The organism is Leucobacter iarius (genome assembly GCF_039530105.1).
Taxonomy (GTDB): domain Bacteria; phylum Actinomycetota; class Actinomycetes; order Actinomycetales; family Microbacteriaceae; genus Leucobacter; species Leucobacter iarius.
Genome location: NZ_BAAAOB010000001.1, coordinates 1 through 24,461, shown reverse-complemented (window position 1 = coordinate 24,461; position 24,461 = coordinate 1). Strand labels below are relative to the sequence as shown.

The 24,461-nt window shown below is 71.7% G+C and carries 20 protein-coding genes; 12 read left to right on the top strand and 8 right to left on the bottom strand.

Annotation, left to right across the window (positions count from 1 at the left end; translation table 11 throughout):
- Positions 1 to 7: 7 nt before the first annotated feature.
- Positions 8 to 1,009, bottom strand: a complete 1,002-nt coding sequence (locus ABD169_RS00100) for an o-succinylbenzoate synthase (RefSeq protein WP_344027670.1) — start codon at positions 1,007 to 1,009, stop codon at positions 8 to 10.
- A gap of 72 nt (positions 1,010 to 1,081) precedes the next feature.
- Between ABD169_RS00100 and ABD169_RS00095 the strand changes: the two genes are divergently transcribed.
- The gene (locus ABD169_RS00095; RefSeq protein WP_344027667.1) at positions 1,082 to 2,023 is read left to right on the top strand and encodes a 1,4-dihydroxy-2-naphthoyl-CoA synthase; all 942 of its coding nucleotides are present in this window, start codon (positions 1,082 to 1,084) and stop codon (positions 2,021 to 2,023) included.
- Positions 2,024 to 2,060: 37 nt separating this feature from the next.
- On the opposite strand, the gene ABD169_RS00090 is transcribed toward ABD169_RS00095, so the two are convergent.
- Positions 2,061 to 4,238 carry a malate synthase G gene (locus ABD169_RS00090; protein WP_344027664.1) on the bottom strand — a complete coding sequence of 726 codons (2,178 nt, stop codon included), beginning with the start codon at positions 4,236 to 4,238 and terminating at the stop codon, positions 2,061 to 2,063.
- A gap of 102 nt (positions 4,239 to 4,340) precedes the next feature.
- Here ABD169_RS00090 and ABD169_RS00085 point away from each other — a divergent pair, with 102 nt between their 5' ends.
- The 3 genes from ABD169_RS00085 to ABD169_RS00075 are packed head-to-tail and all read left to right on the top strand — an operon-like array spanning position 4,341 to position 7,403.
- Positions 4,341 to 5,120: an IclR family transcriptional regulator gene (locus tag ABD169_RS00085; RefSeq protein ID WP_425560955.1), complete on the top strand. Its 780-nt coding sequence runs from the start codon at positions 4,341 to 4,343 to the stop codon at positions 5,118 to 5,120.
- Positions 5,121 to 5,172: 52 nt separating this feature from the next.
- Positions 5,173 to 6,447, top strand: coding sequence for an AMP-binding protein (locus tag ABD169_RS00080; RefSeq protein WP_344027658.1), 1,275 nt, complete (start codon positions 5,173 to 5,175; stop codon positions 6,445 to 6,447).
- Positions 6,444 to 7,403, top strand: a complete 960-nt coding sequence (locus tag ABD169_RS00075) for a 1,4-dihydroxy-2-naphthoate polyprenyltransferase (RefSeq protein ID WP_344027655.1) — start codon at positions 6,444 to 6,446, stop codon at positions 7,401 to 7,403. Before ABD169_RS00080 ends, ABD169_RS00075 begins: the two co-directional genes overlap by 4 nt.
- On the opposite strand, the gene ABD169_RS00070 is transcribed toward ABD169_RS00075, so the two are convergent.
- The 3 genes from ABD169_RS00070 to ABD169_RS00060 form a co-directional block, all read right to left on the bottom strand.
- Positions 7,367 to 8,728: an acyltransferase family protein gene (locus tag ABD169_RS00070; protein WP_344027652.1), complete on the bottom strand. Its 1,362-nt coding sequence runs from the start codon at positions 8,726 to 8,728 to the stop codon at positions 7,367 to 7,369. The genes ABD169_RS00075 and ABD169_RS00070 overlap by 37 nt on opposite strands.
- 110 nt (positions 8,729 to 8,838) lie before the next feature.
- Positions 8,839 to 9,510, bottom strand: a complete 672-nt coding sequence (locus tag ABD169_RS00065; protein WP_046455820.1) for a response regulator — start codon at positions 9,508 to 9,510, stop codon at positions 8,839 to 8,841.
- The gene (locus tag ABD169_RS00060) at positions 9,507 to 10,700 is read right to left on the bottom strand and encodes a sensor histidine kinase (RefSeq protein ID WP_344027648.1); all 1,194 of its coding nucleotides are present in this window, start codon (positions 10,698 to 10,700) and stop codon (positions 9,507 to 9,509) included. Before ABD169_RS00060 ends, ABD169_RS00065 begins: the two co-directional genes overlap by 4 nt.
- Positions 10,701 to 11,034: 334 nt before the next feature.
- Between ABD169_RS00060 and ABD169_RS00055 the strand changes: the two genes are divergently transcribed.
- The 3 genes from ABD169_RS00055 (at position 11,035) to ABD169_RS00045 (ending at position 15,319) form a co-directional block, all read left to right on the top strand.
- Positions 11,035 to 12,843, top strand: coding sequence for an ABC transporter ATP-binding protein (locus ABD169_RS00055; protein WP_344027645.1), 1,809 nt, complete (start codon positions 11,035 to 11,037; stop codon positions 12,841 to 12,843).
- On the top strand, positions 12,840 to 14,672 hold the full coding sequence (locus ABD169_RS00050) for an ABC transporter ATP-binding protein (protein ID WP_046455823.1): 1,833 nt from the start codon (positions 12,840 to 12,842) through the stop codon (positions 14,670 to 14,672). The genes ABD169_RS00055 and ABD169_RS00050 overlap by 4 nt, the downstream gene beginning before the upstream one ends.
- Positions 14,673 to 14,779: 107 nt before the next feature.
- Positions 14,780 to 15,319, top strand: a complete 540-nt coding sequence (locus ABD169_RS00045) for a hypothetical protein (RefSeq protein ID WP_344027642.1) — start codon at positions 14,780 to 14,782, stop codon at positions 15,317 to 15,319.
- A gap of 19 nt (positions 15,320 to 15,338) precedes the next feature.
- Here the strand turns inward: ABD169_RS00045 and ABD169_RS00040 are convergent, their stop codons facing one another.
- The gene (locus ABD169_RS00040; protein ID WP_344027640.1) at positions 15,339 to 15,653 is read right to left on the bottom strand and encodes a DUF4229 domain-containing protein; all 315 of its coding nucleotides are present in this window, start codon (positions 15,651 to 15,653) and stop codon (positions 15,339 to 15,341) included.
- Between the two features lie 84 nt (positions 15,654 to 15,737).
- Here ABD169_RS00040 and ABD169_RS00035 point away from each other — a divergent pair, with 84 nt between their 5' ends.
- Positions 15,738 to 16,232, top strand: coding sequence for a PLD nuclease N-terminal domain-containing protein (locus ABD169_RS00035; protein WP_344027637.1), 495 nt, complete (start codon positions 15,738 to 15,740; stop codon positions 16,230 to 16,232).
- Positions 16,229 to 18,085 carry a 2-succinyl-5-enolpyruvyl-6-hydroxy-3-cyclohexene-1-carboxylic-acid synthase gene (gene menD / locus ABD169_RS00030; protein ID WP_344027634.1) on the top strand — a complete coding sequence of 619 codons (1,857 nt, stop codon included), beginning with the start codon at positions 16,229 to 16,231 and terminating at the stop codon, positions 18,083 to 18,085. The genes ABD169_RS00035 and menD overlap by 4 nt, the downstream gene beginning before the upstream one ends.
- Positions 18,086 to 18,094: 9 nt before the next feature.
- On the opposite strand, the gene ABD169_RS00025 is transcribed toward menD, so the two are convergent.
- Both ABD169_RS00025 and ABD169_RS00020 read right to left on the bottom strand, forming a co-directional pair.
- A complete protein-coding gene (locus ABD169_RS00025; protein ID WP_344027632.1) occupies positions 18,095 to 18,967 on the bottom strand; it encodes a PPK2 family polyphosphate kinase in 873 nt (290 codons plus the stop codon).
- Positions 18,968 to 19,036: 69 nt separating this feature from the next.
- Positions 19,037 to 20,323 (bottom strand): isochorismate synthase, encoded by a 1,287-nt coding sequence (locus tag ABD169_RS00020; protein ID WP_425560934.1) that lies wholly within the window; start codon positions 20,321 to 20,323, stop codon positions 19,037 to 19,039.
- Between the two features lie 141 nt (positions 20,324 to 20,464).
- On the opposite strand from ABD169_RS00020, the gene ABD169_RS00015 reads away from it, so the two are divergent.
- From ABD169_RS00015 to ABD169_RS00005, 3 genes are read left to right on the top strand one after another with little or no spacing between them, the layout of a single operon-like run.
- Positions 20,465 to 21,379, top strand: a complete 915-nt coding sequence (locus tag ABD169_RS00015; RefSeq protein ID WP_344027626.1) for a class I SAM-dependent methyltransferase — start codon at positions 20,465 to 20,467, stop codon at positions 21,377 to 21,379.
- Positions 21,376 to 22,434, top strand: a complete 1,059-nt coding sequence (locus tag ABD169_RS00010; protein WP_046455831.1) for a polyprenyl synthetase family protein — start codon at positions 21,376 to 21,378, stop codon at positions 22,432 to 22,434. The genes ABD169_RS00015 and ABD169_RS00010 overlap by 4 nt, the downstream gene beginning before the upstream one ends.
- Before the next feature lie 43 nt (positions 22,435 to 22,477).
- Positions 22,478 to 23,854, top strand: a complete 1,377-nt coding sequence (locus ABD169_RS00005) for an FAD-dependent oxidoreductase (RefSeq protein WP_344027621.1) — start codon at positions 22,478 to 22,480, stop codon at positions 23,852 to 23,854.
- Positions 23,855 to 24,461 lie beyond the last annotated feature (607 nt).

Sequence of the window (24,461 nt, the reverse complement as noted above, 5' to 3'; positions counted from 1 at the left end):
CGGCCGCTCAGCCGAGCAACTCCGCGCAGCGGGCGATCCGATCCCGCCACCAGCGTTCGCGCTCGGTCGTGGCGCGGAAGCGGTCGAGCGCGAGCGCATCGAGCGTCGGACGGCGCACGGCGATCGCGCCGTCGACGGGGAGGAGCGGGGCGGCGGTCACATCGCCGTCGAGCAGCGCGACCGTGCCGAGTCCGCAGGCGCCCGCGAGCATCCCGTCGGGGAGCGCCGCGGCGAGGTGCAGACCCATCGAGATGCCGACCGAGGTGTCGAGCGCGCTCGATACGATCACCGGCAGCCCGGCCTCGGTCACGATGTCGAGCGCCCGACCGATTCCGCCGAGCGGCTGCGCCTTGACGATCAGCAGGTCGGCGGCACCGGCGCGGGCCACCGCGAGCGGATCCTCGGCCTTGCGCACGCTCTCGTCGGCCGCGATCCGGACCGGGGTCCCGTTCGCGGCGAGCCGGCGGCGCACCTCGGCGAGTTCCGGAACGGTGATGCAGGGCTGCTCCGCGTAGTCCAGGTCGAACGCGGCGAGCGCGGTGAGCGCGGCGACCGCCTCGTCGATGCTCCACCCCGTGTTGGCGTCGACGCGCACGCGCGCGTCGGAACCCATCGCCTCGCGCACGGCGCGCACCCGCGCGACGTCGTCGACGAGGGCCTGGCCGCGCTCGGCCACCTTGACCTTCGCGGTGCGGCACCCGGGGAAGCGGGCGAGGATCCCGGGCACCTCGGCGGCGGACACCGCCGGAACCGTGGCATTGACGTCGATCGACTCCCGCAGCGGTGCCGGGCTGCCGCCCCAGCCGAAATCGACGGCGGCGCGCAGCCAGTGCGCGGCCTCGGCGTCGCCGTACTCGACGAAGGGCGAGAACTCGCTCGCACCCATGGGCGCGTCGAACAGCACGGCCTCGCGCACCGAGATGCCCCGGAACCGGGTGCGGGTCGGGATCGCGACCACGCGAGCGCTGGCGAGGAGCTCGTCGACGGGCACGTGCGGGGTCTGATCCATGCCCCCATTCTCGCGGGTGCGCATCCGATCGGAGTGCAATCACATCGCAAGCGGCCTGCGTAGGCTTGAGCCATGAGTGATCCCGCAGCGTCCGGCGCAGCAGCGAACCCGGTCTCCGACATCTTCGATCCCGCCGAGTGGGAGCTCGCGCCCGGCGCGGAGCGCTACACCGACATCACCGCGCACCTGAGCCGCGACGGTCGGATCGCCCGCGTCGCGTTCGACCGCCCGGAGGTGCGCAACGCCTTCCGGCCGCACACCGTCGACGAGCTCTACGACGCGCTCGAACGGGTCCGCGTGAATCCGCGCGTCGGCGTCGTGCTGCTCACGGGCAACGGTCCGAGCCCGAAGGACGGCGGCTGGGCGTTCTGCTCGGGCGGCGACCAGCGGATCCGCGGTCGCGACGGCTACAAGTACTCCGATGACGAGGCGACCGTGGGCCCCGAGGGGCTCGCGCGCGCCGGCCGTCTGCACATCCTCGAGGTGCAGCGTCTCATCCGGTTCATGCCGAAGGTCGTCATCGCCTTGGTGCCCGGGTGGGCCGCGGGCGGCGGGCACTCGCTGAACGTGATCTGCGATCTCTCGATCGCGAGCGAGGAGTACGCGCGGTTCAAGCAGACCGACGCCGACGTGGGATCGTTCGACGCCGGCTACGGCAGCGCCTACTTCGCGCGGCAGATCGGCCAGAAGAACGCCCGCGAGGTGTTCTTCCTCGCTCGGGAGTACTCGGCGCAGCGCGCTTACGAGATGGGCGCCGTCAACGCGGTCGTGCCGCACGCCGAGCTCGAGCGCACCGGTATCGAGTGGGCGCGCGAGATCCTCGGGAAGTCGCCGACCGCGATCCGCATGCTGAAGTACGCCTTCAACGCGGTCGACGACGGGCTCGTCGGGCAGCAGCTGTTCGCGGGGGAGACCACCCGCCTCGCCTACGGCACCGACGAGGCCGTCGAGGGTCGCGATTCCTTCCTCGAGAAGCGCGAGCCCGACTGGTCGCCCTTCCCGTACCACTACTGAGCGGTCGGGCCTACGCGGCCGGTGCGGTCGGCGCCGCCTACGCGGCCTGCTCGGCCTGCTCGGCCTTCTTCGCGCGGCGCAGCTCGTGCAGCAGCGGCTCGGTGTAGCCGCTCGGCTGCGCCGCGCCCTCGACGATCAGGCGCCGTGCCGCGGTGAACGCGAGGCCGGGGGTCGCGCCGTCGGCCCCGAGCAGCGCCTCGTAGGCGGGGTCGGCGGCGTTCTGCCGATCCACGACCGCGGCGGTCGAGGCGAGCGCCGCGTCCACCTGTTCCTCGGTGATGACGCCGTGCAGCAGCCAGTTGGCGAGCAGCTGCGCCGAGATGCGCAGGGTGGCGCGATCCTCCATGAGCGCGACGTCGTGGATGTCGGGCACCTTCGAGCAGCCGACGCCCTGGTCGATCCAGCGCACCACGTAGCCGAGGATCGACTGCGCGTTGTTCTCGAGCTCGGTCCGCACCGTCTCGGGATCGAGATCCGCGGGGCCGGCGAGCGGGATGTCGAGCAGCCGGTCGAGGCTGTCGGCACCCGCCGGTGGCAGCGCCGCCCGCTCGGCGAAGGCGTCGGCGAGGTGGTAGTGGATCGCGTGCAGCGTGCCGGCAGTGGGCGACGGCACCCAGGCGGTCGAGGCGCCCGCGCGCACGTGGCCGATCTTCTGCTCGAGCATGTCGTGCATGAGGTCGGGCATCGCCCACATGCCCTTGCCGATCTGGGCGTGCCCGGTCAGGCCGCAGGCGACGCCGATCTCGACGTTGCGCGCCTCGTAGGCGGGGAGCCACGGGCGGGTGCGCACCGCGGCCTTCGGCAGGAACGGCCCCGCGTGCATGGAGGTGTGGATCTCGTCGCCCGTGCGATCGAGGAAGCCGGTGTTGATGAAGACGACGCGGTCCTGCGCCTCGGCGATGCAGGCCGCGAGGTTCGCGGACGTGCGGCGCTCCTCGTCCATGATCCCGATCTTGAGGGTGCGCTCCGGGAGCCCCAGCAGCTCCTCGACCCGGGAGAACAGGGCGACGGTGAACGCGACCTCGTCGGGGCCGTGCATCTTGGGCTTCACGATGTAGACGGAGCCGGTGCGCGAGTTGGCGCGGTCGCCGCGCAGGTCGTCGAGGGATCCGAGCGCGGTCATGATCGCGTCGACGATCCCCTCGGGCACCTCTCGGCCGTCGCGGTCCAGGATCGAGTCGCCCGTCATCAGGTGGCCGACGTTGCGCACGAACAGCACCGAGCGGCCGGGCAGCGAGACCTCGCCGCCGCCGGGCGCCGTGTAGACGCGGTCGGGGTTCATCGAGCGGACGAAGCTCTCGCCGCCCTTCTCGACGCGTTCGACGAGCGTGCCGGCCATCAGGCCGCGCCAGTTGCGGTAGCCGAGCGCTTTGTCCTCGGCGTCGACCGCGGCGACCGAGTCCTCGAGGTCCATGATCGTCGTGAGCGCCGACTCGAGCACGATGTCCTGCACTCCGGCGGCGTCGGTGGAGCCGATGCGACCGGAGCGGTCGATCGAGATCTCGACGTGCAGGCCGTGGTGCGCGAGCAGGATCGCTGCCGGCGCTTCCGGCGCGCCCGTGTAGCCGACGAACGCCGCGGGATCCGCGAGGCCGACCGTGCCGCCGGCGGTCGCCACGACGAGCGCACCGTCGCGCACCGCGTACCCCGTCGAGCCGGCGTGGGATCCGGAGGCGAGCGGGGCGACGGTGTCGAGGAGTCCGCGACCGCGGGCGATGACGGCGGCGGCCCGCGTCGTGTTGAAGGAGGAACCCGGAGCGAGGTCGCCCTCGCGCGGGATCGCGTCGGTGCCGTAGAGCGCGTCGTAGAGGGAGCCCCAGCGGGCGTTGGCCGCGTTCAGCGCGAAGCGCGCGTTCAGGATCGGCACGACGAGCTGGGGGCCGGCGAGCCGGGCGATCTCGGGTGCGACGTCGGCGGTGCTCGCGGCGACCGACGCAGGTTCGGGGCGCAGGTAGCCGATCTCGGTGAGTAACGCGCGGTAGGCCGCCGGGTCCGGGGCTCCCGGCGCGGCGCGGTGGTAGTCGTCGATCCGGGTCTGCAGTTCGTCGCGCACCCGCAGCAGGTCGGCGTTGCGCGGGGAGAGCTCGTGCACGAGCCCGCTCACCCCGGCCCAGAACGCGGCGCGGTCGATGCCGTGCCGGTCGAGGGATTCCTCGGCGAAGGCGGCGATGGGTTCCGCGACGGAGAGGTCTGCGCGGGTGGCGTGAGCGGTCATGCGGGACTCCTGTGTCTGGCCGACTCCGGGTCGGGGCGATGCGGTCCACCATAGCCACTCGATCCACTATTCGGAGTCTTTGTTCCGTATAGTGGAATCGTGATCGACGGTGCGCAGAGCGGAACCGGCCCGGCCGGCCAGGTGCAGTCGGTGGCGCGCGCGTTCGGACTGCTCGAGGAGCTCGCGGCCGCAGCGGTGACGGCCCCCGACGGGGCGATGCAGCTCGCCGAACTGGCATCACGGACCGGGCTGGCCGTCCCCACCGCGCACCGCCTGCTCCGCACGCTCCAGAGCCTCGGCCACGTGCGGCAGCTCGAGTCGCGCGCCTACGCGCTCGGCCCCGGGCTCATCGGCCTGGGCGAGCGGGCCACTCCGCGCCTCGCCGAGCGGGCTCGCGCGGCGCTCGTCCGCATGGAGGAGGCGGCGCAGGAGACCGCGAACCTCGCGATCCTCGACGGCGACGACGTCGCCTACATCGCGCAGGTGCCCTCGCGGCACCGGATGCGCATGTTCACCGAGGTCGGCCGACGCGTGCTGCCGCACGCGAGCGGCGTCGGCAAGGCCATGCTCGCGACCCTGCCCGAAGCCCGGGTGCGCGAGATCGTGGCGCGCACCGGCCTGCCGGGGTACACGCCGACGACGCTCACGACCGTGGACGCGCTGCTCGCCGACCTCCGCGAGATCCAGCACCGGGGCTTCTCCATCGACGACGGCGAGCAGGAGGTCGGGGTGCGCTGCATCGCGGTCGCGATCCCCGGGGCGCACCCGCCCGCCGCGCTCTCGATCTCGGGCCCGGCGACCCGCATGACCGACGCGATCGTCCGCACCGCCGTCGACGAGCTGATCCGGGGGGCCCGGAGCCTCGGAGATCCGGCGGGCTGAGCGCGCTCCGATGTTCGGCCGGGATCCGGCAGCGGCCGGTATCCTGGAGGGTGTGACTTCGAAAGCTCCGATCCGAGCGATCCCCACCGGTGATCGGGCCTGGCTGCTGGCCGCGCTGACCGACGCGCTCGACGGCGGGACCCCCGTGCTCCCCGTTCCCGACGGCTCCGAGACCGCGGCGCTGAGCGCCCTGCAGCGGCTGCCGGAGAGCGAGCTGCCCGAGGGCACCGCGCTCGTGATCCTGACCTCGGGATCGAGCGGAGTCCCGAAGGCCGTCGCGCTCTCGGCGTCCGCGCTGCGCGCCAGCGCCGAGGCGACGCACGAGCGGCTCGGCGGGCCGGGCCAGTGGATTGTGGCGCTGCCGACCCACCTGATCTCGGGCGTGCAGATGCTCGTCCGGTCGATCGTGTGCGGCACCGATCCGGTGTTCTTCGACGACCCGAGCGGTCGACCCTTCGATCCCGCCGCCTTCCTCGACGCCTGCGACGCGGCCGACGGCGGCTCGACGGGCCGTCGCTACGTCTCGCTCGTGCCGGTGCAGTTCGCGCGCCTGCTCGAGCTCGCCGAGCAGGATCCCGAAGCCGCCGATCGGCTGCGCGCCATCGACGGCGTGCTCGTCGGCGGGCAGGCCGTGACCCTCGAGATGCGCCGCCGCGCGCACGCGCTCGGTGTGCGGCTGCGCCGCAGCTACGGCATGACCGAGACCGCGGGCGGCTGCGTGTACGACGGCGTCGAGATCGGCGACACCCGGGTGCGGATCCGCGCCGGGGAGGTGCAGCTCGCGGGGCCGAGCCTCGCGCTCGGTTACATCGGGGATCCGGTGCTCACCGCCGAGAAATTCGTCGAGGAGGTCGGGCGCGACGGTGTTCCGACCCGCTGGTACCGCACGGGGGACGCCGGCGAACTGCTCGGCGGCATGCTGACCGTGACCGGTCGGCTCGACCGGGTCCTCGTCTCGGGCGGCGTCAACGTGTCGCTCGACGAGATCGAGCGGATCGCGCGCGAGCACGAGGGCTGGGACTCCGCCGTCGCGGTGCGGGTGCCCGACGCCGAGTGGGGCGAACGGCCCGGCCTCGTGGTCGAGATCGCCGATCCGACGGGTGCCGCGCGCGCCGACTTCGACGCGATCCGCGCCGTGATCCGCGAACAGCTGGGCGCAGCGGCCGCCCCCGAGTGGTCGACCGAGATCGACCGCATGCCGCGCCTGCCGGGCGGCAAGCCCGACCTGCGCGCCATCGACGAGTGGATCGGACGGCTCCGCGCGAGCTTCGCCGAGACCCGCGCGGCAGGCAGCGCCGCCGCGCACAGCCAGGAGGACGACGCATGAACCAGCACGCCAAGCACCCGCGCCACTCGGGCAACCCCGCGGTGCGCGCCGCAGCGGAGCGCCTCGAGCGCGAGGGGCACCGCGCAGCCATCACCTGGCGCGACTGGGTGGGCGGTGCGCGACTGCGCACCCTGCCGCTCGCGATCGCGCCGGTCGCGGCCGGCGCCGGCGTCGCCCACATGGTGCGCGGCTTCTCGCTGCCGCTGACGCTGCTCGCGCTCGCCGTCGCGGTATTCCTGCAGATCGGCGTGAACTACGCGAACGACTATTCCGACGGGATCCGCGGCACCGACGCGTTCCGGGTCGGCCCCGCCCGCCTCACCGGCTCCGGCCTCGTCGACCCGAAGCGGGTGCTCCGCACCGCGCTCGTGTTCTTCGGCCTCGCCGCGATCGCGGGTCTCGCCGCGGTGATCATCAGCGGCCGCTGGTGGTTCCTGGCGCTCGGCGTCGTCGCGATCCTCGCCGCCTGGTTCTACACCGGAGGCAGGCGGCCCTACGGGTACGCCGGTCTCGGCGAGCTCATGGTGTTCATCTTCTTCGGCCTCGTCGCGACCGTCGGCACGGTGTACCTGCAGACCGAAGTGCAGACGCAGGAGGCCTGGATCGCGGGCGCCGGTGTCGGGCTCTTCGCCGTCGCGGTGCTCGTGGCCAACAACCTGCGCGACATCCCGACCGACACGCTCGCGGGCAAGAAGACCCTGTCGGTGCGGATCGGCGACCGCGCGTCACGGATCCTCTACGTCGTCTGCGTGCTGCTGCCGTTCGTGGTCCCGGCGCTCTACGTCGTGGTCGACCCCGGCATGGTGCTCGTCTGGTTCGTGCTCTTCCTCGCAGTGCCCTGCGCGGTCATCGTGCTGTTCGCCAAGACGGCGAAGGAGCTGGTGCTGGTGCTGGCGCTCACGAGCTTCGCGGCGCTCGCCTACGGCGTGCTGGTCGGCGTCGCCTTCGCCTTCTGAACCGGGCGGGCCGTCGCCGGGGCGCGGCCGGTGCGGCTGGCGAGCAGCCCCGCGCCCATGAGCGCGGCGCCGATGATCCAGGCCCAGAGCGCTCCCGTGCCGACGAGCACGGTCAGCACGCCCGCGGCTCCGGCGACGGTGCCGAGCACGGCGCGCGCGAGCGGTGACCGCTCGGCCGATCGGGTCGCAGCGGTTGCGATCCCGGTGACCGGTGCCCGTTTCGGGCCGCGCTCGAAGCGGGCGAGAGCGAGGACGACCGGGGCGACGGCGATGCCTGCGGCGACCAGCCAGGCGGGCCGGGTCGCCCACCACTCGAACGACAGCGGGACGGGGAGCGCGGAGCCGCCGACGAGCAGTAGCCCGGCGAGCAGCACGACGACGGGCATATGCCAGGAGTACACCGTCATCGCGCGCGAGTTCAGTGCGTCCGAGGCACGCTGCACCGCGGGCAGCTCGGCCCAGCGGGCGAGCGTCGGGCGGACCGCCGCGAACACGGCGCACTGCGCGATCCCGAGCAGCGCGAGCGCCGCGGTGGGCGGGTTGAGCGCCTCGAAGAGGTTCGCCGGGGACGCGCCGATCGCGACCAGGGCGACGATCCCGCCGAGCGCGACCATCGCGGCGCGCGGGCTCGGTGTGACGCCGTCGGCGAGACGGTAGCCGAGCTGCTGCACGAACACCCAGACGAGCAGCAGGTTCGCGAAGCCGATGGCGTCGACGCCGGTCAGCAGGCGCAGGCCGTCGACGGCGCCGATCGCCAGGCCGAGTCCGAGCAGCGTCGCGCGAGGGGCGCGCTCGTGCAGGCGGAGGGTGAACGGGACGAGCGCCGAGCAGAGCACGTAGACCCCGAGGAACCACAGCGGCTGGCTGATCCGCCACCCCGCGGTCGCGACCACCGAGGGGTCGAGCCCGGCGGCGCCCAGGCCGGCGAGTGCGAGCGCAGTGACGGCCGCCGCCAGCAGCGGCACGGGGAGCAGGCGCCGCAGCCGCGCGGAGACATAGCCCGCGGCCGATGCTCCCCGTGCGCGCATGCGACGGTAGTGCAGGGCCGAGGCGAACCCGCCCATGATGAAGAACAGCGGCATCATCTGCGCGAACCACGAGAACACGGTGAAGCCGTCCCAGCGCTCGAGCGCGTTCTCGAGCACGACGGAGCCGTCCGAGACGCTCACACCCACCATGAGCGCGTGCACACCGACGACCGCGAGCAGGCAGGCCGCGCGCACGAGGTCGACGGCGCGGTCCCGACCGCTCGGCGCTGCGGTCGGTGCGGAGCGGGCGATGCGGCGGGCGGTCGCGGTGCGTGGAGCCGGGGCGATGATGGCCATGGGGCGGTCCTTCCGATGAGGTCGGAAGAAACGGTCCCGCGCGGGGTCGGGGGTCGGCATCGCCCTCGGGCGCCAAATCGACCCCCTACCGCGGTGCTACCCCGCGTCGTTCAGCGGTCGGGCTGCACGAGGCCCGCATCGTAGGCGAGGATCACGGCCTGCACGCGATCGCGCAGTCCGAGCTTCGCGAAGATCCGCGTCACGTGGGTCTTCACGGTCTGCTCGGCGATGAAGAGCTCCGCCGCGATCTCGGTGTTCGACCGCCCGCGCGCGATCCGCTCCAGGATCTCGCGCTCCCGCTCGGTCAGGTCCGCGAGCCGGAGGGCGTGGCGATCGCTCGGCGGGCGCTGCTCGGCGAAGCGCTCCAGCAGCCGACGGGTCACGCTCGGGGCGAGCAGGGCATCGCCCGAGGCGACGACGCGCACGGCCTGCACCAGGTCCGCGGGCGGCGCGTCCTTCAGCAGGAACCCGCTCGCCCCGGCGGCGAGGGCGTCGTGCACGTACTCGTCGATGTCGAACGTGGTGAGGATCACCACTCGCGGACGGTGATCGACCCGAGGCGGGGGATCCATGAGACGGCGGGTGGCCTCGAGCCCGTTCGTGCCGGGCATGCGCACATCCATCAGCACGACATCGGGGCGCAGCCGATGCGAGAGCGCGACACCCTCCTCGCCGTCGGCGGCCTGCCCCACCACCTCGATGTCGGGCTGCGCGTCGAGGATCGCCGCGAAGCCGGCGCGGACCATGGCCTGGTCGTCGACGATGAGCACGGAAACGGTCATGGGGTTCGAGCCTCCGGGGACTGGGGATGCAGGGGGACGAGCGCGGCGACGGCGAACCCGCCGTCGGGCGAGGGTTCCGCGGTCAGGACCCCGCCGAGCGCGACCACGCGTTCGCGCATCCCGCGGATCCCGTGACCGCTCGGGTCGGCTGTGGGCACGGCGCGACCCGGCAGCGCCGTGTTGCGGACCCGGACGATCAGCGCATCGGCCTCGGGGTCGAGGTCGAGCTCGACGACGGCGTCGGCGCCGGGGGCGTGCCGAGCGACGTTGCCGAGCGATTCCTGCACGACGCGGTACACGGTGAGCGCCGGGAAGGGATCCACCGACTGCCGGACCTCGGCCGGCAGTCGGTCGAGCAGCTCTGCCCGCGACCGCGAGACGAGCTCGGGCAGCTCGGCGAGGCCCGGCTGGGGCGCATCCTCGGCATCGCCGTCGGCGCGCAGCACACCGAGCAGCGTGCGCATCTCGCCGAGCGCGAGCCGCGCGGTCGCGGCGAGCTCGTCGAACTCCGAGGCGACCTCGTTGGAGATCCCCGGGTGCCGGTAGCGCGCGCTCGCGGCCTGCACCTGGATCACCGACATCCCGTGCGCGACGACGTCGTGCATCTCGCGCGCGATCCGGGTCCGCTCCTCGGCGACCTGCCTGCGTGCGAGCGAGAGTTCGGAGGCCTCCTCGGCCTCGGCCAGGCGCTGCCGGTTGCGGATCCAGGACCGGGCGAAGAGCGCGATCAGGATCGCGAGGCCCGCCAGCGCAACGAAGACGATCAGGTCGGCGATGACGGGTCCGACGGCGAGGCGCTGCCCGCGCGCCAGGGTCACGGCGAGCGCGGTGCCCGCGGTGAGGATCCCGCCCGCCGTGGATATGAGCCACTGGCCCTGCAGCGCGGCGATGCCGAGGGTCGCGGCGAAACCGATCGTGGTGGCGACCGGGACCGGCCACGGTGCGGCGCCCGTCGCCGCGAGCGCGTTCAGCTCCGAGACGGCACCGACGACCGCGACGGCGACGCCGACCACGGGGAACCGGACCGCAAGGAGCAGCCCGGCGGAGTGAAGCAGAGCGACGACGATGCTCACGACGGGCGGGACCCCGTAGACGGTCGCGCCCAGCGAAGCGCTGACGGCGAGGAGCGCGAGCGCGAGCGCCGAGACGGCCGCCCAGGCGAGGAGCGGGATGCGGGGCCGGGCGGTCATGCGGCAAGGGTACCGCGCGGGCTGCGCGGGACTCCGGCGTTGCTCCGAACGGGTGCGGCGGGCGCGGTTCGGGAATCCGTTGCCCGATTCGAAATCGACCCTTGCCTCCGGCTCCGCGGCGGCGATAGGCTGACTTCTGGTATCCCACGACCCGGAAAGGAGCAGGCACATGGTACGCATCATCCCGTCCCCGTTCGCAGCTCTTCCGGGCATCGCGCTGTCCGGCCGGTAGCTTCACCGCTCCGCTGCCCGCTCCAAGAGCCCGCCAGCAGCAGAGCCAGCCGCACGACTCCAGCTCACGCGCATCTTCGCGCACGCACGCATCTCAGGGAACATGACCACTTCACACGCCGACACGGCACCTCAGACCCAGCGACTCTCGACGCTGCGCGCACTCGCGCGGCTCCTGCCCTTCGCGAAGCCCGCCCTGCCCCGTCTCATCGGCGGGCTGTTCGTCGGTCTCGCTGCGGCCGTCACCAGCCTGCTCATCCCGCTCGCGCTCCAGTACGTGATCGACGGTCCGCTCACCTCGGGCGACCGCACGGCCTTCCTCTGGGCGGCCTTCGGCGTGCTCGCGCTCGGTGTGGGCGAGGCGCTGTTCGTCTTCCTGCGCCGCACCCTCGTGCTGACGCCCGCCGCCGCGGTCGAGTATTCGGTCCGGCAGGCCTTCTACCGGCGGCTGCAGCGCCTGCAGGTCGCTTTCCACGACCGGTGGCAGTCCGGACAGCTGCTCAGCCGCATGATGCAGGACATCGGCCTCATCAGGCGCTGGCTGGCCTTCGGCTCGATCCTGCTCGTCATCAACGTCACCACCCTGGTCCTCGGCATGGCGCTGCTGTTCCGCTGGCACTGGGCGCTGGGCGTCGGCTTCGTCGTCTGCAGCATCCCGATCTGGGTGGTCAGCTACCGCTTCGAGCAGCGCTACGGCGTGCTCACCCGCACCAGCCAGGACCAGGCGGGCGACCTCGCGACCGCGGTCGAGGAGAGCGTGCACGGCATCCGGGTGCTGAAGGCCTTCGGGCGCGGCGGCCACGCGCTCGGCGCCTTCGAGCGTAAGGCCGAGACGCTGCGCGCGACCGAGATGAGCAAGGCGCGCGAGATGGGCGTGATCTGGTTCTGGTACGAGCTGGTGCCGATCATGGCGCAGAGCGCGTGCTTCATCATCGGCGTCGTGCTGGCCGCCCAGGGGCAGCTCACCGTCGGCGAGCTGTTCGCCTTCTTCGCGCTGGCCGCGGCGATGCTCTGGCCGATGGGATCCCTCGGCTTCCTGTTCTCGTTCCTGATCGACACCCGCACCGCGACCGATCGCGTCTTCGAGGTGTTCGATGCGCCGATCCTCATCGAGGATCCCGCCGACCCGCGCACGATCGCGGAGCCGAGGGGCGCGCTGGCGTTCCGCGGCGTGCACTTCCGCTACCCGGATGCGAAGGAACCGGAGACCGACCTGATCGACGGGCTTGACCTCGTGCTGCGCCCGGGCGAGACGATGGCGCTCGTCGGCGCGACGGGCAGCGGCAAGACGACGCTGACGGCGCTGCCGACCCGGCTCTACGACGTGACCGCCGGGTCGGTTGAGATCGACGGCGTCGACGTGCGCGAACTGCGGCTCGAAGACCTGCGCAGCCTCATCGGCGTCGCCTTCGAGGAGCCGATCCTGTTCTCGGCGAGCGTGCGCGAGAACGTGCTGCTCGGGCGCCACGACCTCGACCCGGGAAGCGCCGAGGCGGACGCGGTGCTGCGCGAGGCGCTCGACGTCGCGCAGGCCGGTTTCGTCCACGAACTGCCCGACGGGGTCGACACCGAGGTGGGGGAGGAAGGGCTCAGCCTCTCCGGCGGCCAACGGCAGCGCCTCGCGCTCGCCCGAGTGGTCGCGGCCAACCCGTCCGTGATGGTGCTCGACGACCCGCTGTCCGCGCTCGACGTCGACACCGAGGCGCTCGTCGAGGCCGCGCTCCGGCGCGTGCTCGCGGGCACGACTGCGCTGATCGTCGCGCACCGGCCGTCGACGGTCGCCCTCGCCGACCGCGTCGCGGTCATGCGCGATGGCCGCATCGACGCGGTCGGTACCCACGGCGAGCTGCTCCGCAGCAGCGAGCACTACCGCTATCTGATCTCCAGCATCGAAGAGGAGGGCCGGCGATGAGCCCCGAGACCGTCCGCGGAACCCGCGGAGAGGATCGCGAGCACTACACCCGTGCCGAGAGCCGCGCGATCCGTCGGCGCTCGCTGCGCCTGCTCGGCGCGATCCTGAAGCCGCTGCGCCGGCTCGTCCTCCTCACGATGGTCGTCGTGATCGCGTCGACCGCGCTGCGGGCCATCGGGCCGACGCTGCTCGCATTCGGTATCGACGAGGCGCTGCCGCGCGCCGTCGACCAGGGCGACTGGTGGCCGGCCATCGGTATCGGGGCCGCGTTCCTCGCGACCGGCGGCATCGGCGCGGCGCTCGTCGGCTGGTACGTGGTGCTCATCGCCCGGGTCACCCAGGCGGTGATGCTCGAGCTGCGCATGCGGATCTTCCGGCACACCCAGCGACTCAGCCTGGAGTTCCACGAGGGCTACACCTCGGGCCGCATCATCTCGCGGCAGACGAGCGACCTCGAGTCGATCCAGGAGCTGCTGCACGGCAGCCTGAACGAGCTCGTGGACGCCGTGCTGCTGGGCACGTTCACGCTGATCGCCCTGTTCCTGATCGACTGGCGCTCGGGTCTCGTGCTGCTCGGTTTCGGTCTGCCGCTCGTCGTGCTCATGTGGTGGTTCGTGCGCGAATCGCAGAAGGGCTTCCGCTCGACGCGCGTCGTCAGCGCCCGGCTCATCGTCCAGTTCGTCGAGACCATGACGGGCATCCGCGCCGTGCAGGCCTTCCGGCGGGAGAAGCGGAACGACGCGGTGTTCGGCAGGGTCTCCGACGACTACCGCCGGGCGAACGTCCGCGTGATCCGGCTGTTCGGCGCGCTCGATCCGGGCCTGATCCTGCTCGCGAACCTGACCATCGCGGTCGTGCTGCTCTGGGGCGGACTGCGAGTGATGGATGCCGGTCTCGCGATCGGCGTGCTGCTCGCGGCGGTGCTCTACGTGCGCAACTTCTTCGGGCCGATCGAGGACGTGGCGATGTTCCTCAACTCCTACCAGTCCGCGGCGGCGGCGCTCGAAAAGGTGTCGGGCGTGCTCGAGGAGGAGCCGACCGTGCGCGATCCGGCGGCGCCGGTGCGGCTGTCCGCCGCTCGCGGTGCGCTCTCCTTCGAGGGCGTGCGCTTCGGGTACGCGAATGGACGCACGGTGCTCGACCTCGCCGAGTCCGGGCAGCGCGATCTCGTGCTGCCCGCGGGGCAGACGGTCGCGCTCGTCGGAACCACGGGAGCCGGCAAATCGACCCTGGCCAAGCTGGTCGCGCGCTTCTACGACCCGAGCGAGGGTCGGGTCGCGCTCGACGGCGTCGACCTGCGCGACCTCGCGCCGGCGGACCTGCGGCGCGCGATCGTCATGGTGACGCAGGAGGCCTACCTGTTCAGCGGGACCGTCGCCGACAACATCGCGCTGGGCAAGCCCGATGCGACATCGGACGAGATCCGGGCGGCGGCGCGGGCGGTCGGAGCCGATGCCTTCATCGAGTCCCTGCCCGACGGCTATGCCACCGACGTCAACAAGCGCGGCGGTCGCGTGTCCGCGGGGCAGCGCCAGCTGATCTCGTTCGCGCGCGCGTTCCTCGCGGATCCCGCGGTGCTGATCCTCGACGAGGCGACCGCGTCGCTCGACCTGCCGAGCGAGCGTCAGGTGCAGGATGCGCTGCAGCGCCTGCTCGCCGACCGCACCGCGATCATCATCGCGCACCGGCTGTCGACGGTCGCGATCGCGGATCGGGTGCTCGTGATGGAGCACGGACGTGTGATCGAGGACGGGACCCCCGGCGAGCTCATCGCTTCGGGTGGAAAGTTCGCCGGCCTGCATGCGGCGTGGGAGGACTCCCTGGCGTAGCGGGAGGCGGAGTTATCCACAGACCGGGGGATCCGGGCCCACCGCCTCGGATCCCCTGGGAGCATGGGTACTCCATCCCCTTCCCCTCGAGAACGGAGCCCCGTGGCATGACCGAACCCCAGATCTGGACCATCATCGGTGTGCTCGCGGCGAGCACGGTCGGCCTGGCGGCCTTCATGACGCAGACCCTCCAGCGCAGCGTCGCGGGACTGCGAGACGAGATGGTGGGCCGGTTCACCGCCCTCGACGGGCGTGTCGAGCGACTGGAGGGACGCTTCGATCGGCTCGAGCACAAGGTCGACGGTCTCGAGGGAGATATGCGTGTGGTGTCCGAGAAGGTCGATGGCCTCGAACGCGATATGCGTGTGGTGTCCGGGAAGGTCGATGGCCTGGACCGGGACATGCGCGTGCTCTCCGGCAAGGTCGATGGTCTGGAACGCGATATGCGTGCGATGTCCGAGAAGGTCGATGGCCTGGACCGGGACATGCGTGTGGTGTCCGAGAAGGTTGATGGCCTGGACCGGGACATGCGTGTGGTGTCCGGGAAGGTCGATGGCCTGGACCGGGATATGCGCGTGCTCTCCGGCAAGGTCGACGGTCTCGACCGAGACGTCCGCGCGATCTCGGAGCAGATTCTTCCGGAGTGAGCCTCCGGCGGAACTCTCGCTACTGTTCGCGGGCTGCGGGAGGGTGCGCTGAATCCGAGGTGTCGTCTGCGGCGCCGGATTCGGCGGCGTCCACCGCCTCGTCCTCGATCACGTCGTCCTCGGTGCGCTCCTTGGTGCGCCAGGCATAGATGCTCTCCGAAGCCGCGGAGCGCTGCCGGTTCAGGAAGATGACCGAGAGGCTCACCGCCGCGAGCGTCGCCACGATCGCCGACAGCCACCACGTCCATCCGATGAGCATGAGGGCGGCGAAGGGCACCACGAAGAACACGAGGCGCAGCACGACGTAGACGAGCCAGGCAGAGCGGGATTTCACCCTTCGAGTGTACGGGTGCCGGCTGAGCCGCCCCTCAACGGTCGGATCCAGCGCACCGACAGGCGGGCTGGGTACGATGGGTGCATGGTACGAGTGGCGATCATCGGAGTGGTCGTCGCCGTTGCATTCACGCTCTATGCGCTGATCGACGCGGCGATGTCGGAACCGTCGCGGTCCCGGGGCGTCAGCAAGCCGGTCTGGGTGGTGCTCACCGTCGTGCTGCCGGTGATCGGTGGGATCCTCTGGTTCACGATCGGCAAGGGGCAGCCGCAGCCCGCGCGTCCGGCCGCACGCCCCGACGACGATCCCCGCTTCACCGCGACGCGACTGACGCACGATCAGCTCGACGACCACATGCGGGAGCTCGAGGACCGTCTGCGCGAACTCGACGCCGAGACCTTCCCCGGCGAACCTCCGGCAGTCGACGTTCCGGATCCCACCCGAGACACCGAGCCCGAACGGACCGGAAATCAGGCTCCGGACGCACCCGAGCCCGGCGCCGGCGATCCGTTGCATCCCCGAGAGCGGCTGAGCGGGACGGACCTCCGGCCCGACGACCCCGAGCCGGGCCGGAAGTGAGCACGGCGCCCGCCGCCGAGTTCTCGATCGCGCTGCTCGCGGGACTCGTCCGCGGCGGAGTACGCGATCTGGTGGTCTGCCCCGGATCCCGGTCGCAGGCGCTCGCGCTGGCCGCCGCAGCCGCGGAGTCCGGCGGTGCTGTTCGCCTGCACGTGCGCGTCGACGAGCGCTCGGCCGGGTTCTTCGCACTGGGCGTTGCACGTGAAACGGGCGTTCCCGCACCGATCATCGTGACGAGCGGCACCGCGGTCGCCAACCTCGTGCCGGCCGCGCTCGAAGCGCACGAAGCTCGTGTGCCCATGCTGCTGCTGACCGCGGACCGGCCGGACGAACTCCGGGGCATCCGCAGCAATCAGACCACCCGGCAGGGTGAACTGGTCGGCGCGTTCGCCCGGCTCGTGCTCGACGTGCCGGCTCCCGCCGCAGTGCCGGACTCGACGGAACCGCCCTGGATCGCCGGATTCGAGCCGGACCGTCTGGCTCGGACGGCGCTGCAGGCCGCCCGCGGCACCTCCGAGCGACCGGCGGGTCCGGTGCAGCTCAACCTCGCGTTCCGCGAGCCGCTCTCCGGCCCTCCGCTCGGCGGGAACCTGCGCGTCGGAACTGAAACGGTGACCGTTCCCGAGCTCTTCGCCACCGTGCGCGCGGACGCCGATCGCGAGCTCGACGGGGAGGAACCTGTCGCAGGTACTGCCGGAGACCGCCCGAGGCTCCGGGCGACGGGCGGCGGAGATCGAGCGGTGCCCGAGCGGTCGGGCGCAGAGACCTACGTGCACGACGACGGCGCCCGCGCGGTGGTCATCGCGGGTGCGGATGCCGGAGACCGGGCCGAGGCCTTCGCCCACGACGCCGGTCTGCCGCTGCTCGCCGAGGTCGTCAGCGGTGTGCGGTTCGGGCGTGAAGCGGTGACGAACTACTCGGCGCTGCTCGACGACCCCGAGCTCGGTGGCGCGGTGGAGCGGGCGATCGTGTTCGGCCACCCGACGCTGACCCGGCAAGTGCCGGCGCTGCTGAAGCGCGACGGTGTCGAAGTCGTCGTCGTCGACCCGCACCTCGGTCGCGGAGTGGAGCACTACGATCCGAGCGGCGCTGCACGAGTGGTGCGCACCGCGAGCGTGGGCGAGGCACACGATCCGCGGGCGGTCCGGGAGTGGCTCGGTTCCTGGATCGTCGCCGATCGCGCATTGCGCGAGGCCCGCAGCACGGTGCACGAGCCAGATCTCGCCGCTGCGCTCGCCCCGGGATACCGGGAGCGCAGCAGCTACGCGCGCGCCGAGGTCGCCGTCATGCGTGAACCCGTGACACGCGAGATGCTCGCCGAATCCGTGTGGCGGGCGACCTGGCCGCACGACCGTCTGGTGGTCGCCGCGTCGCGGTTGGTCCGAGTGCTCGACGGGATCGCCCCGCCTCGACGGATCCGGGTGCACGCCAACCGCGGCCTCGCCGGGATCGACGGGACCGTGGCGACCGCGCTCGCCATCGCCGCGGTGAGCCAGTCCGCGGACGATCCGCGGCAGGCGGCGGGAACCACCCGCGTGCTGATCGGCGATCTCGCGCTGATGCACGACGCGGGTTCCCTGCTGCTCGATCCGGAGGAGCTCCGCCCGCGCATCCAGGTGCTCGTCGGCGTCGACGGCGGCGGCACGATCTTCGACGGGCTCGAGGTCGCGGGAACCGCGGATCGCGACGCCTACCGCAGAGTCATGACGGTGCCCCGGTCGATCGGGCTGCGCGAACTCGCCGAGGCCTACGGATGGGCCTACGAGCGGGCTGCGACGCGGAGCGAGCTCGACCGGATCTTCACCGCCCCCGTGACCGGTCCGACGATCGTCGAGGTCCCGCTGGCCGAGTAGTCCGCGGGCTCAGGCCGGCCAGCGCAGGTCGATCGAATCCTCGATCCGCGCGCGTTCGACTGCGACGTCGAAGTCCGGTTGCGGCCATTCCGGGGCCATGCGGTGCAACTCCGAGATGACGATCCGCTGCACCGCGGCTCGGGCGTACCACTTGGCGTTCGCCGGGACGACGTACCAGGGCGCGTGCTCGACGTTCGTGCGCTCGATCGCGATCCCGAACGCGTCCATGTAGTCGGGCCAGAGCAGCCGCTCGTCGACATCGCCGGGGTTGTACTTCCAGTACTTCTCGGGGTCGTCGAGGCGCGAGAGGAGCCGGGCCGCCTGCTCCTCGGGGGAGATGTGCAGCATGATCTTGACGACGCGCACACCGGCGTCCGCGATGCGGCGCTCGAAGTCGACGATGGCGCCGTAGCGCCGTTCGATCTCCTCCGGCGGGGCGAAGGCGCGGACGCGCTGGATCAGCACGTCCTCGTAGTGGGACCGGTCGAAGAGCCCGATGACTCCGGGGCCGGGGACCCGGGGTTCCACCCGCCAGAGGAAGTCGTGCGTGCGCTCCTCCGGCGTCGGGCTCTTGAACGCGGTGAGCGCGAGCCCGTACGGCTCGAGCTGGGCGAACACGTGGTTCACGATCCCGCCCTTGCCCGCGGCGTCCATGGCCTGGAGGACGACGAGCAGCCGATCTTCAGCTCCGAGCCGACTCTGCGCGAAGAGTTTCTCCTGCAGGCCGCGCAGTTCCTGTGCGGATGCGGCGAGCTCGGTAGCGCCCGCGCGCTTGTCGGCGGCGGTTCCGGGGGTCGAGGATGGATCGACCCTCCGCAGATCGAAGTCGGGTCCGACGCGCAGCAGCGCCGAGACGTCGTCGGTCCAGAAGTGCTTCGTCATGGGGCCTCCTTCGGCCTGGGCGCGGACGTTTCGGTCCACGCTACTCCCGGCCCGGGGAAACCCGATGATTCAGGCGGAGAAGGCCTCGACGACAGGGCGGAACTTCGAGACGGTCTCGACGAACTCGTGCTCGGGATCCGAACCGGCCACGATCCCGCCCCCCGCGGTCGCGGTCAGGGTTCGGGTACCTGCGGAAGCGGATTCGAGCTGCCCGCAGCGCAGCGCGATCACCCATTCGCCGTCGCCGGCGGCGTCGATCCACCCGACCGCCCCCGAGTACCGGCCGCGGTCGAACGGCTCGAGCTCCGCGATCGTCTCGATCGCAGCGCCGGTCGGCGTGCCGGCGACCGCCGCGGTCGGATGCAGGGCTCCGACGAGCTCGAGCGCCCCCCGTTCGGCCCCGAGCCCGGCGCCGAGGTCGGTCGCGAGGTGCCAGACGTTGGGCAGACGCAGCGCGAACGGCTCCTCGCTCGTGTGCAGCGATCGCACGTGCGGGGCGAGCGCCGTCACGACGCTCTGCACGGCGAACGCGTGCTCGTGCTGATCCTTCGCGCTCGTCAGCAGCTCGTCGCGCGCGCGCCCGTCGGCGGCGGCGTCCCCGGCGACCCGTGCGCGCGTGCCGGCGAGCACCCGCGCCGAGACGGCGCCGCCGGTGGACCGGATGAGCGTCTCGGGGCTCGCGCCGATCAGCCCGTCGACCGCGAAGGTCCAGCAGTCGTCGTAGCGCTCGGCGAGGCGGCCGAGCGGCACGCGCAGGTCGTCGCCGGCGGGGATCTCGGCCACGGTCTGCCGGGCCAGCACCACCTTCTCGAGCGCTCCGTCGTCGATGCGGCGGACGGCCTCGCGGACTCCCGCGAAATAGGCGTCGGTCTGCGGTCCCCGCTCGGTGACGTCGAGCGCGGCGCCGCGCCACCCGCCGAGGGGAGGCGCCTCGGGCAGTTCGGGATCGAGCGCGGTCGCGGCGGCATCCGCGCCGGTCGGAGCGAGCGTCACCTCGGTGATCCAGGCGAGGCCGCGGTGCCGCGCGATGAGCAGGCGGGGGACCACGAGCACGCTCTGCGCACCGCTCGTCCCGGCGAACGCGAAGGTACCGAGGGCGACCAGGCCGCTGCCCGGCAGGCGCACCGGATCGTCGATCTCGGCCGCGGCCGCGATCTCGCGCCAGGCGGCTGCGGCTCGGTCGAAGCGGTCGGGACCGGAGAACATGAGGCGCAGTGCTTCGCCGATACCGACGCAGCCGCGATCCCCGCGGGTCCAGACGAGCGGCTCGGCGGGATCGGCGTACGCGAGGAGGTCGGGGAGCTCGGCGAGGGGTCGCGTGACGGCGCGAAGGCTCGGAACGGACACGCTGCTCACCCTGACAATCTACTCTCCCGCGATGCGCGAGCCGTGCGGGGCCCGCGCGCGGAGCCGTCGTCCGCGCCCGCGCAGGAGCGCGCATCCGGGTGCGCGGAAAGCCCATGCGATGGGTTCAGCGGAACGGGCTAGCATGGTGGGGTGACCCGCCCCGATACCGCCACGAAGCTAGCAGCCGATGTTTCCGCGATGTTCGACGAGGTGTCACCGCGCTACGACCTCATCAACGATGTGCTCTCCGTCGGCAACTCCCGACTGTGGCGCGTCGCCATGACCAAGGCGCTGCAGCCCCGGAAGGGCATGCGGATCCTCGACCTCGCGGCCGGCACCGGAACGGCGAGCGCCGCGATCGCGAAGCACGGTGCCCACGTCACGGCCGCGGACTTCTCCGAGGGCATGCTCGCCGAGGGGCGGATCCGCCAGGCCGGCAACGACCTCATCGACTTCGTCTGGGCCGATGCCACGCAGCTGCCCTTCGACGACAACAGCTTCGACGCGGCGACCATCTCCTTCGGCCTCCGCAACGTCGAGGGCCCCGAGCGGGCGCTCGCCGAGATGTTCCGGGTCGTGAAGCCCGGGGGGCGCGTGGTCATCTGCGAGTTCTCGCGGCCGACCTCGTCCCTCATGCGGGGCCCCTACACGGCCTACTCCCGAGCGGTGCTGCCGCGCATCGCGGGGCTCATCAACAAGTCGGCGGCCGAGGCCTACCGCTACCTGAACGAGTCCATCGAGGCGTGGCCCGCACAGGACCGTCTGGCCGCCATGCTGCGCGAGGTGGGCTTCGAGCGGGTGGCCTACCGCAATCTGACCGGCGGGATCGTCGCGCTGCACCGCGGCTTCGTGCCGCGCGAACCCGTCGAGATCCCGGCTGCGGAGCCGGCGGCTGCGGAGCCCATCGCGAAGACGCCTGCGCGGGCGAAGAGCACCGCGAAGCCGAAGGCCGCCGCGTCGAAACCGAAGGCGACCGCCCGGGCGAAGGCCCCGGCCAAGCCGAAGACCGCGCCGGCGAAGCCCGCACCGAAGCGCACCGAAGCACCGTCAGAGGAAGAGGCATGAAGCTGACGAACGCCGCAGACACCGCGACGCAGGCCCTGCCCATGCGGCTGTTCCGCGGGGCGCAGGACCGGAGGCACGCGCAGCGCGTGCAGGAGCAGCTCGAGCTCGTCGAAGCGGGGCTCATCGAGCACCTCGGCTTCGCCTCCGACGTCGCCGACGCGCCCGCCCGCTACCTCATGGAGGCCGGCGGCAAGCGGATCCGACCGATGCTCACTCTGCTGACGAGCGAGCTCGGCACCGGCCCGAACGAGCTGGTGCGCCGCGCGGCGCAGGCCGTCGAGATGACCCACCTGGCCTCGCTCTACCACGACGACGTGATGGACGACGCGAAGCTCCGCCGAGGCGTTCCGGCCGCTCAGACGGTCTGGTCGAACTCGGTCGCGATCCTCGCAGGCGATCTCCTGTTCGCCCGGGCGTCCAGCCTGGTCTCGGGCATGGGCGAAGAGGCGATCCTGCTGCAGGCGCAGACCTTCGAACGGCTCTGCCTCGGGCAGCTGCACGAGACGGTCGGCCCGAGGGAGGGCGACGATCCGATCGCGCACTACATCCAGGTGCTCGCGGACAAGACGGGCGCGCTGATCGCGACCGCCGCGCGCATGGGCGTGATGTTCGGTGAGGCCGCGGCCGAGTACGCCGATCCGGTGACCGAGTACGGCGAGCGCATCGGCGTCGCGTTCCAGCTCGTCGACGACGTGATCGACCTGTCGCCGAAGAAGGAGGCGACGGGCAAGCGGGCCGGTACCGATCTGCGCGCCGGCGTCGCCACGCTGCCGGTGCTGCTGCTCCGCCGCCGGGCCGAGAACGGCGATGCCGCCGCGAGCGAGCTCCTGGCGCGCATCGACGCGGGCGTGGCCCGCATCGCCGCGGGCGAGGATCCCGCGCTGCTCGACGCCGAGGTCGAGGCGCTGCGCGAGCACGAGGTGACGCGTGAGACCGAGGCCGAAGCGAAGCGGTGGGCGTCCGAGGCGGTGGCGCAGCTCGATGCGCTGCCCAAGTCCTCGGTGCGCCGTGCGCTCGAGCGCATGGCCGATTCGATCGTGAACCGCGAAGGCTAGATTCCGCGAGCGTGCGGAGGCGACTGGAAGAGATAGAGGGCTGATGGAGAAGATGCGACTGGCGATCGTCGGCGCCGGACCGGCGGGTATCTACGCCGCCGACCTGCTGATCAAGGCCGAGCGCGACTTCGAGGTCGAGATCGACCTGTTCGAACAGCTGCCCGCCCCGTACGGGCTGGTGCGCTACGGCGTCTCTCCCGACCACCCCCGCATCAAGGGCATCATCACCGCGCTCCGCGAGGTGCTCGATCGGGGCGATATCCGCTACTTCGGCAACGTCCGCTACGGCACCGACATCACGCTCGACGACCTCAAGAAGCACTACAACGCGGTGATCTTCTCGACCGGCGCGATCCGGGACGCCTCGCTGAGCATCCCGGGGATCGACGCCGAGGGCTCCTACGGAGCCGCGGACTTCGTGAGCTGGTTCGACGGGCACCCCGATGTTCCGCGCACCTGGCCGCTCGAGGCGGAGCAGGTCGCCGTGATCGGCAACGGCAACGTGGCGCTCGACGCCTCCCGCATGCTCATCAAGCACGCGGACGACCTGCTGCCCACCGAGATCCCGGCGAACGTCTACGACGGGCTCAAGGCGAACCCGATCCAGGAACTCCACCTGTTCGGACGCCGCGGCCCGAAGTACGTGAAGTTCACTCCGCTCGAGCTGCGCGAGCTCGGCGAAGTGCGCGATGTCGACATGGTCGTCGACGAGCGGGACTTCGACGTCGACGACGCCTACGCCGACGAGACCCTGGCGAAGAACAAGCAGGTCATCGTGATGTCGCGCATCATGGACAAGTGGCGCCAGGAGCAGCGCGATCGCGTGAGCGGCGAGGTCGCCCCCGCGTCGCGTCGCCTGCACTTCCACTTCTGGTCGAAGCCCGTCGAGGTCGTCACCGAGGGCGGTCGGGTGACGGGGCTCCGGATCGAGCGCACCGCGCCCGACGGCAACGGCGGCGCGGTCGACACCGGTGAGTTCGAGGTGATCCCGGTGCAGTCGCTGTACCGTGCGATCGGCTACTTCGGGTCCCCGCTCGACGAGATCCCATTCGACGACCGTCGCGGAGTGATCCCGAACGAGGCCGGGCGCGTGCTCGATGCCGCGGGCGAGCGCCTGCACGGTGTCTACGCGACGGGCTGGATCAAGCGCGGCCCCGTCGGACTGATCGGGCACACCAAGTCCGACGCGATGGAGACGCTCGAGTCCCTCATGGAGGATCGCGGTACCTGGTGGACGCCCGAGGACGCCTCGCTCGAGGCGATCCCGGCGCTGCTCTCGGCGCGGGAGGTCCCCTACACGACCATCGAGGGCTGGCACCGGCTCGACGAGCACGAGCTCGGGCTGGGGGAGGCCGAGGGGCGCACGCGCATCAAGGTGGTTCCCCGGGACGAGATGACCCGGATCGCTCGGGGCGAGTAGTCCTCCGTCCGCTCCCGCGGGCGCACCGCACGTAGGCCGTCCGGCCGGCACCGATCACGGTGCGGGCCGGGCGGCCTTCGTCGTTCCGCCGGTGGTCGGGCACGGGGTTCGCGGAGCGTTCCGAGGGGCTCGAAGCAGGAATCCGCGTGATTCCGCGGATCTGCGGTGAGACACGCGCGGGATTACGCCTCGTGTTGCGGGTGGGGTGGGGTGCGCGTAATGTATTCCCTTGTCAGCGCGACAGTGCGAGACGCGGAAGCGGCTCGGGCGGTCAGCGCGGATGGATCCCTCTGGATCACCGAAACCCCGACTTGTTGTGTCGGCAGGCGCGGTGCTAGAGTGAGGATCCGCTTCTTACCACTACCGGGTGGTTCTGGTTCCTTCGGGGGCTGGGGTTCTGCAGGGCTGTTGTCGTGTGGGTTCTGGTGCTGGCTCGTTTGGGTCTGGTTGCTGGTTCGGTTTTGGTGTGGTAAGTTGGAGAGGTTGTCTTTCGGAAAGCTTCGGCGAGTACGGGGGGCGTCTGGTCCTTGAGAACTCAATAGTGTGCACTTGATTGTCAAATGCCAATTTATTATCCCGTCCATCTGCACCTTTGGGTGTGGGTGAA

What these genes read in the sequence shown, in the direction of transcription:
- ABD169_RS00065 (WP_046455820.1), bottom strand. Translation starts at nt 9,510, where the DNA reads ATGACCGTTTCCGTGCTCATCGTCGACGACCAGGCCATGGTCCGCGCC.
- ABD169_RS00010 (WP_046455831.1), top strand. Translation starts at nt 21,376, where the DNA reads ATGAAGCTGACGAACGCCGCAGACACCGCGACGCAGGCCCTGCCCATG.
- ABD169_RS00095 (WP_344027667.1), top strand. Translation starts at nt 1,082, where the DNA reads ATGAGTGATCCCGCAGCGTCCGGCGCAGCAGCGAACCCGGTCTCCGAC.
- ABD169_RS00045 (WP_344027642.1), top strand. Translation starts at nt 14,780, where the DNA reads ATGACCGAACCCCAGATCTGGACCATCATCGGTGTGCTCGCGGCGAGC.
- ABD169_RS00060 (WP_344027648.1), bottom strand. Translation starts at nt 10,700, where the DNA reads ATGACCGCCCGGCCCCGCATCCCGCTCCTCGCCTGGGCGGCCGTCTCG.
- ABD169_RS00070 (WP_344027652.1), bottom strand. Translation starts at nt 8,728, where the DNA reads ATGGCCATCATCGCCCCGGCTCCACGCACCGCGACCGCCCGCCGCATC.
- ABD169_RS00090 (WP_344027664.1), bottom strand. Translation starts at nt 4,238, where the DNA reads ATGACCGCTCACGCCACCCGCGCAGACCTCTCCGTCGCGGAACCCATC.
- ABD169_RS00075 (WP_344027655.1), top strand. Translation starts at nt 6,444, where the DNA reads ATGAACCAGCACGCCAAGCACCCGCGCCACTCGGGCAACCCCGCGGTG.
- ABD169_RS00050 (WP_046455823.1), top strand. Translation starts at nt 12,840, where the DNA reads ATGAGCCCCGAGACCGTCCGCGGAACCCGCGGAGAGGATCGCGAGCAC.
- ABD169_RS00025 (WP_344027632.1), bottom strand. Translation starts at nt 18,967, where the DNA reads ATGACGAAGCACTTCTGGACCGACGACGTCTCGGCGCTGCTGCGCGTC.
- ABD169_RS00005 (WP_344027621.1), top strand. Translation starts at nt 22,478, where the DNA reads ATGGAGAAGATGCGACTGGCGATCGTCGGCGCCGGACCGGCGGGTATC.
- ABD169_RS00055 (WP_344027645.1), top strand. Translation starts at nt 11,035, where the DNA reads ATGACCACTTCACACGCCGACACGGCACCTCAGACCCAGCGACTCTCG.
- ABD169_RS00100 (WP_344027670.1), bottom strand. Translation starts at nt 1,009, where the DNA reads ATGGATCAGACCCCGCACGTGCCCGTCGACGAGCTCCTCGCCAGCGCT.
- ABD169_RS00035 (WP_344027637.1), top strand. Translation starts at nt 15,738, where the DNA reads ATGGTACGAGTGGCGATCATCGGAGTGGTCGTCGCCGTTGCATTCACG.